This is a genomic window from Pseudomonas sp. (assembly GCF_032058845.1).
Taxonomy (GTDB): Bacteria; Pseudomonadota; Gammaproteobacteria; order Pseudomonadales; family Pseudomonadaceae; genus Aquipseudomonas.
Map to the genome: position 1 here is coordinate 1 of NZ_DAMCCR010000123.1, position 10,833 is coordinate 10,833.

Sequence of the window (10,833 nt, forward strand, 5' to 3'; positions counted from 1 at the left end):
GCCGTTGGTGCTGGGCACCCGCCACGTGGCGCACGACATCGCGCAGCCGCTGCTGGCGCATTACTGGTCGCCCATGCCGCAGTTCAGTCTCGGCCAGCAGCTGCGTGGGCGGGCCAGCGCTGCGCTGGACATCTCCGACGGCCTGCTCGCCGACTGTGGCCACATTGCCAAGGCGTCGGCGGTCGCGCTGGAGATCGACCTGGCGCACGTCCCGGTCTCCGTCGCGCTGGTCGCCCTGCTGGGGCAGGATGCCGCGCAACAGACCGCGCTCAATGGCGGCGACGACTACGTCCTCGCCTTCACCTTGCCCCCTGGCCAGCTCGCCGCGTTGCAGTGCAGTTCGACAGCCTTTCACGTCATTGGCCGGGTGCTTGCGGGGCAGGGCGTTACCGTGCGCGATGCCGAGGGCCGCGACGTCACGCCCAGCCAACGCGGCTACCAGCATTTTTCGGAGACCCCGTGACCGACTACTCGCATCAGGTGCCGGCGGCGTTCGTACCGCCATCGGTCTGGCGTACTCCGTGGCACTTCATCGCCTTTGGCTTTGGCACGGGCACCCTGCCCAGGGCCCCGGGGACCTGGGGCTCGCTGGTGGCCTTGCCGTTCATGCCGCTGTGGTGGCTGTTGCCCGCCTGGGGCTACGGGCTCATGTTGCTGGTGAGCATGCTGTTCGGCATCTGGCTGTGCGGCAAGGTTGCCCGGGACCTGCGGGTGCATGATCACGAGGGTATCGTCTGGGATGAAATCGTCGGCATCTGGATCACCTTGTGGCTGGCGCCGGCGGGCTGGCAGTGGTTGCTGACAGGGTTCGTGCTTTTCCGCTTTTTCGATATTCTCAAGCCCTGGCCCATCAGTTGGATCGACAAGCACGTGCCCGGTGGGCTGGGTATCATGCTCGACGACATTCTGGCGGGTGTTTTCGCCTGGTCTGGCGTACAGGCGCTGGTGTGGATGGTTGCCCAGGCCTCGTAGCAGCGGTCGTGAGACGGTGCACTGCATAGACGGCAGTTACACCCTCCGGGTGGTGCTCGACATTACCTGAGCAAAAGCGCGTTTCCAGGCTGTTTTCCAGCCTGCTGCACCTTGGTTGGCCCCCTTTGAGAATGGAGTCGAAGCTGATGAAAACTGCATGGCTGGCGGTCCTGCTGATGTTCGGCGCAGGCCTTGCGGTGGCCGCGCCGCCTGCGCAGGTGCGGCTGGTCAGCGAACAGTGGCAAGCCTATACCGAGGCCGATGGCTCAGGGCTGGCCTGGGACGTGTTGCGCAAGGTGTTCGAGCCGGCAGGGGTCAAGGTGCGGGTGCAGAGTGCGCCTTACAGCCGGGCGGTGGGCCTGGTCAAACGCGGTGAAGCCGATGCCTGGGTCGGCTCCTACAAGCAGGAAGATCCCGAAAACCTTTACCCGCGCTGGCACTTCGACATGGACCACATCTATGCCCTGGGCCTGTCCAGCAGCCCCGTGCCCACCGCCGAGAACATCGGCACCTATCGGCTGGCCTGGGTGCGTGGCTACGACTACGACCGTTATCTGCCCAACGTGAAGAACGGCCGCGAGGTGCAGCGCCGCCAAGGCATTCTGCCCATGCTCGAACACGACCGCGTGGACTTCTACATCGACGCGCTCACCGAGGTCGATTTCGTGCTCGGCCAATCACCCCAGCCGCAACGCTTGCGCCGAACCCACATTGCCGAACTGCCGCTGTACCTGGCATTCGCCAATAACGAGAGCGGCCGAACGCTGTGCGAACTGTTCGATCAGCGCATGGCGCAACTGGTGCGCAGCGGCGAGCTGAAGCCGATCTTCGAACAGTGGAAGCAACCGTATCCCTTTACCCCGCAGAGCCAGCCGCAGTAGACGCGCCTGGTCTCGGCCTGCGCACAGGTGCCGGGTGTGCTGGTACAATCGCGCCAATGTGAAACCTCAAGTTACCAATCAGGAGCACAACGTGCCCGTCGTCTTTGTTGCCGCCTCTAAACTCCCGACGCCTTTTGCAACCTTCACCCTGCACGGCTTTCTCGACGAGGCCACGGGCCGTGAACACGTCGCGCTCAGCCTGGGTGACATTGCCAATGGTCAGCCGGTACTGGGGCGTCTGCATTCTGAATGCCTGACGGGGGACGCGCTGTTCAGCCAGCGTTGCGACTGTGGCTCACAGCTCAACGCCGCGCTGCAGGCGATTGCCCAGGAAGGCCGGGGTGTGCTGCTGTATCTGCGTCAGGAAGGGCGCGGCATCGGCCTGCTGAACAAGATCCGTGCGTACGAACTGCAAGACGGTGGCGCTGACACCGTCGAGGCCAACGAGCGCCTGGGCTTTGCCGCCGACCAGCGTGACTACGCCATGTGCCAGCCGATGCTCGAGCACCTGGGCGTCACCTCGCTGCGCCTGATGACCAACAACCCGCGCAAGGTCAAGGCACTCACCGGCATGAACGTCGCCGTCGCCGAACGCGTGCCGCTGCACACCGGGCAGAATCCGCACAACGTGCATTACCTGGCCACCAAGGCAGGCAAGCTCGGCCACATGATGGGCAACGAGCATCAGGGCGAAGTGCCCCAGGCGTGAGCGTTTCAGCAGGCTGTACCCACGCCTTCTGTACTCAGCCCGGCGGCGTCGACCGCCGCCGGGACTGCCCAGCCTGCACCGGCTGCGCGTTTCGCTCCGAGACGCTCCCCACCGCCCTGAGCTGGGTAGCCGAAGGCCGCTGCTGAGTGCGTTGCCTGCTCTGGCTGTTGATCGTCTGCGCATGGGGCGTGCAGGCCGAACAGCGCCTGCGCGTGGTGAGCCTGGCGCCGTCGATGACCGAGCTCATGCTCGAACTGCACGCCGAAGATCTGCTGGTCGGTCTGCTCGACGGCCCCGAGCGGCCCCCGTCCTTGCGTGACCTGCCTTCGGTGGGCCGCTACGGCCAACTCGACGTCGAGCGTCTGCTCAGCCTCCAGCCTGACCTGTTGCTGCTCTGGCCCGGCGCGGTACCGGCCGCGCAACGGGCGCAGCTCAAGCGCCTGGGCATCGCCAGCTTCAGCAGTGATCCGCACACCCTCGACCAGCTCATCGAACAGATCCAGGCCCTCGCCATACGACTGGGCCGTGCCGAGGAGGGTGAACGCCAGGCCAGCGCGCTGCGCCAGCGCTTGCGAGCCCTTCGCGAGGAGTACCATCGCATTCCGCCACTGCAGGTGTTCTATCAGGTCTGGGATGCTCCGCTGTACACCGTGGGCGGCAGGCAGATCATCAGCGATGCGCTGACCGTGTGCGGGGCTCGCAATGTGTTTGCCGACCTGCCGCAGCCGGCGCCTCTGATCAGCGTCGAGTCGGTGCTGCAACGCGATCCACAGGTGATTCTGCTGAGTGAGCCAGGCCAGCGCGCCGCCTGGCAGGCCTGGCCACAGCTCAGCGCTGTCGCGGCCGGGCGGGTGCTGGCGGTGCCCGACAAGGGCCTCGAGCGGCCCAGTGGCCAGATGATCGAAGCCACCGCGCGCCTGTGCGCCGCGCTGAACGCTACAGCGCCGGCGTCCAGGTAGCGCTCAGCAGCCAGGTGCGGCCTTCCTCGCGATAGCCGTAGCTGGCGCCGTCATATTGATACAGCGCGCGGCTGTAGCGTTTGTCGAGCACGTTGTCGAGCTTGAGCTGCAGGCTGAGCGCATCGCTGACTGTCCACTGCCCACGCAGCCCCAGCACACCGTAGCCGGCGAGCCGTTCACGGTTGTCTTCGAGGTCGAAGCTGCTGCTCACGGCCTGCCAACTGCCGCCCAGGCTGAACGCATCGAACTGCCGGTCGAGGTCGACGCTCAACGTGCGCCGTGCACGGCGCGCCAGGGTGTGGCCGCTGTCGCGATCCCGTGGATCGATCAACGCCAGGCCGACCTGGCTGCGCCAGGCCCCCCAGCGCTGATCCAGGCCCAGCTCGAAGCCATTGATCCGCGCAGCGGCAACGTTCTCCGGTTGCAAGCCCTGAAAGATGATCGCGTCACGCAGTTCGGTGCGGTACAGCGAGGCTTCCAGGCGGCTGCTGTCGGTGAGCTGGCTGCGCCACTGCAGCTCGACGCTTCTGGAGCGCTCAGGCTTGAGGTCGGGGTTGCTGAAGAGGGGGTAGTACAGGTCATTGAAGGTCGGCGCGCGAAACCCTTCGCTGTAGGACACCAACACGTCGTTGGCCTGGTTCAACGGCACCGTGAGCGCGGCACTCCAGCTGGTCTGGCCGCCGTACTGCTGGTTCTGGTCGCGGCGCACGCCAAGCTCGGTCGAGAACCGTTCGCCCGTGAAGCGGTGCTGAAGGAAGGCGGCGCGGTTCCAGCGGCTGTCTTCGTCCAGCGCCTCGCTGGCGTGGACACGGTCCTGGTAGGCATCGGCACCCAGCAGCAGGCTGTGCTGGTCGCTCAGGCCCAGGGTGTTCTGCCAGGTCAGCTGGTCACGGTAGGTGTTGAACGCCGAGCGCTCGGCGCTGAGCGTGTCGCGGACTTCGCTGCGATTCTCACTGTGACTGAGCTCGAGTCGGCTGTTCCAGCGCTCGCTCAGTTGAGCGTCGAGGTAGCTGCCCAGGCTGCTGACGGTGAAATCGGTATACGGCTTCTGCCCGAAGCTCTGGAAACTCACCGGGTCGAAGCGGCCGTAGGGGTTGTCGTACTCGCTGCGGCCCTGACTGTTCAACAGGTTCAGGCCGGCCTCGAAGCGTTCGTTGAACGTGTGGCTGAGGCTCAGGTTCAGCGAGCGGTTGCGGTAGGCCTCGTGGTCGCCATCGCTGGGGAACGAGGGGCCGGTGGCATCGATGCCGGCGGTCTCGTCGAGGCTGGTGCCGAGGTTGAAGCGGGTGGCGTGGTCACCCCCGGACAACCCCAGGCTGCGTTGCCAGGTGTGCTGGCTGCCAGCGGCCAGGTGCAGGCGTGGCTGCAGCCCAGCGCCGCTGCTGCGCCGGGTGAAGATCTGGATCACCCCGCCAATGGCATCGCTGCCATACACCGCCGAGCGCGACCCACGCAGGACCTCCACCCGTTCGATCTGCTCGACATCGAGAAACTGCAGGCCGCTGTCGCCCGAGGTCGCGTTGGCGATGCGCACGCCATCGACCAGCACCAGCGCCTGCGCGGTCTTGGTGCCGCGGATGAAGATACCCGGCACGCTGCTGCGTCCACCGGTGGGCGCAACCTGTACACCGGGCACACGGCTGAGCAGGTCGGTGATGCCCGAAGGTTGCAGGCGGTCGATGTCGGCTCGGGTGAAGACACTGCTGGCGGCACTGCTGGCGCTGCGCGACTCGACCAGACGGCTGGCGGTGATCACCACCTCGTCGAGTTTCAGCGCTTCGTTGCGTTCAGGTTCGCCGGCCAGCAAGGCGCTGGGCAGGCAGAGCAGGGTGGTGAAGACAGGGCTTTTCATGGGAGATCCATTCCATGGGGCGGTCCGTGCCACTCACGGTCGATCGCCCTCCGAAGAGGGCGGTTCAAGCGCCGACTCGGCGCGATAGCGAGATGCCAGGCGAGGGCCTGAGGGCAGCGCCCGTTACCCTCGGGGATGCGTTAGCGCCCCAGCTTGCTCATCCGTGCGCGGATGGCCGTTTCGATGCCGGCCGCATCCAGGCCGCACTCGGCCAGCATTTGCGACGGCTTGGCATGCTCGACGTAGGTGTCCGGCAAGCCCAGTTGCAGCAGCGACTTGAGCACCCCTTCGCTCGCCAGCAACTCGCCAACGGCAGAGCCTGCACCGCCCATGACGGCGTTTTCTTCGAGGGTGACGAACAGGTCGTGGCTGGCAGCCAGTTCCAGCACCAGGGCTTCGTCCAGCGGCTTGACGAAGCGCATGTCGACCACGGTGGCATCCAGCGTCTCGGCCACCTGCATGGCCTCGGCCAGTTGCACACCGAACACCAGCAGGGCAACGTGACGGCCCTGGCGCCGGAGCACGCCCTTGCCGATTTCCAGTGGCAGCAGCGCTGGGTCGATCGGCGCGTTCGGGCCGGTGCCACGCGGGTAGCGCACTGCAGCCGGGCCGTTGTACAGGTGCCCGGTGGTGAGCATCGCGCGCAGCTCGTTTTCATCGCTTGGCGTCATCACCAGCATGCCGGGGATGCAGCGCAGGTAGGACAGATCGAAACTGCCGGCGTGGGTCGGGCCGTCTTCGCCGACCAGCCCTGCGCGGTCGATGGCGAACAGCACGTCGAGGTTCTGCACTGCCACATCGTGAATCAGCTGGTCATAGGCCCGTTGCAGGAAGGTGGAGTAGATCGCCACCACCGGCTTGCTGCCCTCGCAGGCCATGCCAGCGGCGAAGGTGACCGCGTGCTGCTCGGCAATCGCCACGTCGAAATAGCGTTCGGGGAAGCGCTCGCTGAACGCCACCAGGTCCGAGCCTTCCTTCATTGCCGGGGTCACGCCGACCAGGCGCGGATCAGCCTCGGCCATGTCGCACAGCCACTGGCCGAACACGCTGGAATATTTGGGGCCGGTGACGGCCTTGGGCGCCGCTGGCTGGTCGACCGGTTCGAGCTTGGTAATGGCGTGGTAGACGATCGGGTCTACCTCGGCCGGCGCGAAGCCCTTGCCCTTCTTGGTGACCACGTGCAGGAACTGCGGGCCCTTGAGGTCGCGCATGTTGCGCAGGGTGGCGATCAGGGTGGGCAGGTCATGGCCGTCGATGGGGCCGATATAGTTCCAGCCCAGTTCCTCGAACAGCGTGCCCGGCACCAGCATGCCCTTGGCGTATTCCTCGGTGCGGCGGGCAATTTCCCAGGCCCCCGGCAGGCGTGACAGCACTTTCTTGCTGCCCTCGCGCATGCTGGCGTAGGTGCGGCTGGAGAGAATCTTGGCGAGGTAATTGGACAAGCCGCCGACATTGCGCGAGATCGACATGTCGTTGTCGTTGAGGATCACCAGCATGTCGGCGCCCACTTCCGGCGCATGGTTCAGCGCCTCGAAGGCCATGCCGGCGGTGAGGGCACCGTCGCCGATCACGGCAATCGACTTGCGTGCCTCGTTCTGCAGGCGGGCGGCGATGGCCATGCCCAGCGCGGCGCTGATCGAGGTGCTGGAGTGGCCGACGCCAAAGGTGTCGTACTCGCTTTCCGCGCGCCGCGGAAAGGCCGCCAGGCCGTCTTTCTGACGCAGGCTACGCATGCGCTGGCGACGGCCAGTGAGGATCTTGTGCGGATAGGCCTGATGGCCGACGTCCCACACCAGGCGGTCGTCGGGGGTATCGAAGACGTAGTGCAGGGCAATCGTCAGTTCGATGACGCCCAAGCCGGCGCCGAAGTGCCCCCCGGTCTGGCCCACGGTGTAAAGCAGCTCCTGGCGCAACTCGTCGGCCAGGGTCTCCAGGTCGGCTTCGGCCAGACGGCGCAGGCCGGCAGGCGTATCAGCGCGGTCGAGCAACGGCGTGACCGGGCGTTCGCGGGGAATCTCTTGAAACGTCGTGGGCATCAGGCGAGTCGTTATTGGTTTGAAGACGCGGCAGTTTACCCCATTGGAGGAAAAGCTGCCCATGGACAGGGCACCGCTGAACCGCTAACGCAGGCCAAGGGTATCAACGGGCTGGCAGGTCGCCCGAAGGGTGTAGATACGCGGTAAACAGCCCGCTGGCTCGGTGACGCGGTGTTGAGCCCGGCCGCAGGCGTGCGGCGCTGTCGCCGCGCCTGACTCGCACGGGCAGTCACTCGCACCGTGCTCGGCGCGTACTGCCGCCGGCTTGGCGACTCTCAGTGACGCCGTTCGACGATGTAGCGGGCCAGCGCACGCAGTGGCTCACCACGTTCGCCGAACCCTTCCACTGCGACCAGCGCCTGGTCGCGCAGTTCGATCGCAAACGCCTTGGCGGCCTCGAGGCCGAGCAGCGCAGGGTAGGTGGGTTTGTCACGGGCGATGTCCGCGCCTTGGCGCTTGCCCAGGGTGGCGGTATCGCTTTCCACATCGAGAATGTCGTCCTGCACCTGAAAGGCCAGGCCCACGGCGCGGGCGTAGGTTTGCAGTGCGCTCAGTTGTTCCGGCGTGGCCTGGCTGCTGGCCAGGGCGCCCAGGCGCACACTGGCTTCGATCAGTGCACCGGTCTTGTGCCGGTGCATGAACGCCAGCGCCTGCGCGTCGAGCTTGAGCCCGACCGAACCCAGGTCGATGGCCTGACCGCCGACCATGCCGGCCGGGCCGGCGGCGTGCGCCAGCGTCTGCACCATGCTCAGGCGAATGGCTTCGCTCTGCGGGCTCAGGCGCGGGTCGAGCAGGGCGCCAAAGGCCAGGCTCTGCAGGCCGTCGCCGGCGAGGATGGCGCAGGCTTCGTCGAAGGCTTTGTGGGTGGTCGGCTGGCCGCGGCGCAGGTCGTCGTCGTCCATGGCGGGCAGGTCATCGTGCACCAGGGAATAGGCATGGATCAGCTCGACCGCGCAGGCCGCACCATTGGCCAGCTCCGCCGACGCGCCCAGGGCTTCACAGGCGGCATAGGCCAGCAGCGGTCGCACGCGCTTGCCACCGTTCATCACGCTGTAGCGCATGGCGGCATAAAGGCGCTGCAGTTCGGGCGAGGGGGCGGTGAACATGGGGGCCAGAGCGGCATCGACGCGCGCCTGGCTGGTGGCCTGGTAAGCCGCGATCATGCTTCGGGCTCCGGGTCGAACGGGCGCGCTTTCAGCTCGCCATCGCGCTCCAGCAGAATCTGCACTTTCTGTTCAGCCTGGGCCAGCGCGTCCTGGCACTCGCGGGTCAGGCTGATGCCCTTTTCGAAGGCCGCCAGCGAGTCTTCCAGCGACAGCTCTTCGTTCTCCAGACGCTCGACCAAGGTTTGCAGGTCAGCGAGGGACTGTTCGAAATCGATGGAAGTTTTCTTACGGGCCATGGCGACATTCTCGAGGCTTTGTCTATAACGGCGGGACACTAGCAGAGCGCGGCAGGGCTAGCAAATGGCGGGACGTCATACTTTGTCGCACTTTCACACGCGGGATGATCTGCTTTCCTATTGATTTTTCAGATTCGGCTTTGTTGTGAGCATTTCTGGCCTCTGCCATACTCCCGCGCGCTCTGGCCTGCGCCTGGGCGCCCGCTTTTCCCTCCCTCTCGATGTCACGTAACGGACTGCGTTGTGAGCTTCCTTTCGATCGAATTCGGCCTCTGCTTCATCCTCTTTTTCGTGCTCTATTGGGCCCTGGGCGCCTGGCCTCGCTTGCAGAATGCGTTGCTGCTGGTGACCAGCTATGCCCTGGTCGCCAGCTTCGGCCTGGCGTCGCTCTACACCCTGTTGGGCTACAGCGCGCTGGTGTATCTGCTGGGGCTGCTGGCCGGTCGCTACCCGGGGCGCTGGTTCAATCCCGTGCTGCTGCTGATCCTGGTGCTGGGGGCGTTCTACCTGTTCAAGTACCAGACCTTCCTGGCCGAAAGCACGCACGCGGTGCTCGCTGACCTTGGGCTGTCGATTTCGCTGCCGGTGCTGGAACTGCTGGTGCCGATCGGGCTGTCGTTCTATGCCTTTCATTCGGTCAGCTACCTGGTGTCGATCCATCGCCGTGAGCTGGCGCCCGCAGCGCCGCTGGACCTGGCCCTGTACCTGGCGTTCTTCCCCAGCGTGATTGCCGGGCCGGTCAACCGCGCCAACCATCTGCTCGGGCAGATTCGCCCGGCCCAGCGCCGCGAGGTGCTGGAACCGCAGCGGGCGCTGGGGCTCATCGCCCTGGCGATTGCCAAGCTGTTCTTCTTCAGCGCCTGGCTGGGCAGCCTGTGGGTCGATCCGGTATTCGCCACGCCCGGCAGTTTCAGCGCTGAGCAGATTCTGCTCAGCGTGTATGCCTATAGCTTTCTCATCTATTTCAACTTCAGCGGTTACACCGATCTGGTCACCGGCATCGCCTTGCTGCTCGGCTATCGCCTGCCCGACAACTTCAATGCCCCTTACGCTGCCCACAACCTCAAGGAATTCTGGGAGCGTTGGCACATCAGCCTGTCGCGCTTCATTCGCGACTACGTGTACATCCCGCTCGGGGGCAATCGGCACGGTGTAGCGCGAGGCAACCTGAACCTGCTGCTGGCCATGCTGGTGTCCGGCCTGTGGCACGGTGCGAGCCTCAATTTCATCGTCTGGGGTGGCCTGCACGGCGTGGGGCTGGTGCTGTACAAGCTGATCCGGCCACAGGCGTGGGGGTTCTCCAGGCTGCCCGGTGCAGGCGTGCTGGCGCGGCTGCTGACCTTCCACTATGCGGCCCTGGCGTGGATTTTCTTCCGTTGTGCCACGCTCGACGATGCCTGGGACATGCTCACCGGGCTCACGCACATCACCTTCTCCGGTCTTGATTCCAGCACCGGCGCACTGCTCCTGGCCTTCGTGCTGTTCGTCGCGACCTACCCGCAGTGGCTGGCGATGCTGCGCCAGGGGTTCGGCGCCAGCCAGCGTCTGCCGTGGCAGCTCTACCCGGTGCCCCTGGGGCTGTTCATTGCGCTGGTGATCTTCGCGTCGCAATCGGGTGTGCCGGGGTTCATCTATGCCAGCTTCTGATCAACGCCAGGTCACCTTCGGCGTCGCCCGGACCCTCTACGCCATGCTCCTGGTGAGTGCCTTGCTGCTCTGGCTCAACCAGGATTCGATCACCCTGTACTGCCAGCAGAAGTACCACCAGAGCTGCGAGGTGCCGGGGCTGGCGCAATCATCGCTGTGGCGCGCCGGGGGTAGCTTCAGTGCTGCACTGGCCGAGGGTCGCGACCATTTCGTCGCCAGCCTGACGCAGCGCGTGCAGGGGGTGCAGGGCCCGGTGCCGGTCGAGCTGCCGCCGACGCTGCCAGTGGTGACAGTGGATGTCACAACGCCGCCAGCGTCTGTGCCGCCGCCGGGTGTCACCCTGCCGGCCACCGGCCCGGCATCGGCGCCTGAGTC

At 65.8% G+C, this 10,833-nt stretch carries 10 protein-coding genes and 1 pseudogene; 7 read left to right on the forward strand and 4 right to left on the reverse strand.

Features of this window, described 5'->3' with window-relative positions; all coding sequences use genetic code 11:
- The 5 genes from RT028_RS17960 to RT028_RS17980 form a co-directional block, all read left to right on the forward strand.
- Positions 1-463 (forward strand): thiamine-phosphate kinase (locus tag RT028_RS17960; protein WP_312936483.1); only part of this gene is annotated, 463 nt, incomplete at its 5' end.
- Complete coding sequence (locus tag RT028_RS17965) at positions 460-972, forward strand: phosphatidylglycerophosphatase A (protein ID WP_312936485.1); 513 nt, start codon at positions 460-462, stop codon at positions 970-972. The genes RT028_RS17960 and RT028_RS17965, both read left to right, overlap by 4 nt.
- A 146-nt stretch (positions 973-1,118) precedes the next feature.
- Positions 1,119-1,853, forward strand: a complete 735-nt coding sequence (locus tag RT028_RS17970) for a substrate-binding periplasmic protein (protein WP_409567297.1) — start codon at positions 1,119-1,121, stop codon at positions 1,851-1,853.
- Between the two features lie 91 nt (positions 1,854-1,944).
- Entirely contained in the window at positions 1,945-2,562 is a 618-nt protein-coding gene (gene ribA, locus RT028_RS17975) for a GTP cyclohydrolase II (protein WP_312936487.1), read from the forward strand.
- 146 nt (positions 2,563-2,708) lie between these two features.
- A complete protein-coding gene (locus RT028_RS17980) occupies positions 2,709-3,521 on the forward strand; it encodes a cobalamin-binding protein (RefSeq protein ID WP_312936489.1) in 813 nt (270 codons plus the stop codon).
- Here the strand turns inward: RT028_RS17980 and RT028_RS17985 are convergent.
- The 4 genes from RT028_RS17985 to RT028_RS18000 all read right to left on the reverse strand — a co-directional run bounded on the left by RT028_RS17985 (position 3,499) and on the right by RT028_RS18000 (position 8,811).
- Positions 3,499-5,373: a TonB-dependent receptor plug domain-containing protein gene (locus RT028_RS17985; protein WP_312936491.1), complete on the reverse strand. Its 1,875-nt coding sequence runs from the start codon at positions 5,371-5,373 to the stop codon at positions 3,499-3,501. The genes RT028_RS17980 and RT028_RS17985 overlap by 23 nt on opposite strands.
- Positions 5,374-5,513: 140 nt before the next feature.
- Positions 5,514-7,409 (reverse strand): 1-deoxy-D-xylulose-5-phosphate synthase, encoded by a 1,896-nt coding sequence (gene dxs / locus RT028_RS17990; RefSeq protein WP_312936493.1) that lies wholly within the window; start codon positions 7,407-7,409, stop codon positions 5,514-5,516.
- A 275-nt stretch (positions 7,410-7,684) separates the two neighbouring features.
- The gene (locus tag RT028_RS17995) at positions 7,685-8,572 is read right to left on the reverse strand and encodes a farnesyl diphosphate synthase (RefSeq protein WP_312936494.1); all 888 of its coding nucleotides are present in this window, start codon (positions 8,570-8,572) and stop codon (positions 7,685-7,687) included.
- Positions 8,569-8,811 carry an exodeoxyribonuclease VII small subunit gene (locus RT028_RS18000; protein ID WP_312936496.1) on the reverse strand — a complete coding sequence of 81 codons (243 nt, stop codon included), beginning with the start codon at positions 8,809-8,811 and terminating at the stop codon, positions 8,569-8,571. Before RT028_RS18000 ends, RT028_RS17995 begins: the two co-directional genes overlap by 4 nt.
- Before the next feature lie 243 nt (positions 8,812-9,054).
- Here RT028_RS18000 and RT028_RS18005 point away from each other — a divergent pair, with 243 nt between their 5' ends.
- On the forward strand, positions 9,055-10,458 hold the full coding sequence (locus RT028_RS18005; protein WP_312936498.1) for an MBOAT family O-acyltransferase: 1,404 nt from the start codon (positions 9,055-9,057) through the stop codon (positions 10,456-10,458).
- Positions 10,445-10,833: pseudogene (locus RT028_RS18010) on the forward strand (DUF459 domain-containing protein); the annotation flags it as partial. The gene RT028_RS18005 and the pseudogene RT028_RS18010, both read left to right, overlap by 14 nt.

Bases quoted from the DNA above. Each gene is read 5' to 3' on its own strand.
- dxs (WP_312936493.1), bottom strand. From the start codon at position 7,409: ATGCCCACGACGTTTCAAGAGATTCCCCGCGAACGCCCGGTCACGCCG.
- RT028_RS17970 (WP_409567297.1), top strand. From the start codon at position 1,119: ATGAAAACTGCATGGCTGGCGGTCCTGCTGATGTTCGGCGCAGGCCTT.
- RT028_RS17985 (WP_312936491.1), bottom strand. From the start codon at position 5,373: ATGAAAAGCCCTGTCTTCACCACCCTGCTCTGCCTGCCCAGCGCCTTG.
- RT028_RS17995 (WP_312936494.1), bottom strand. From the start codon at position 8,572: ATGATCGCGGCTTACCAGGCCACCAGCCAGGCGCGCGTCGATGCCGCT.
- RT028_RS18000 (WP_312936496.1), bottom strand. From the start codon at position 8,811: ATGGCCCGTAAGAAAACTTCCATCGATTTCGAACAGTCCCTCGCTGAC.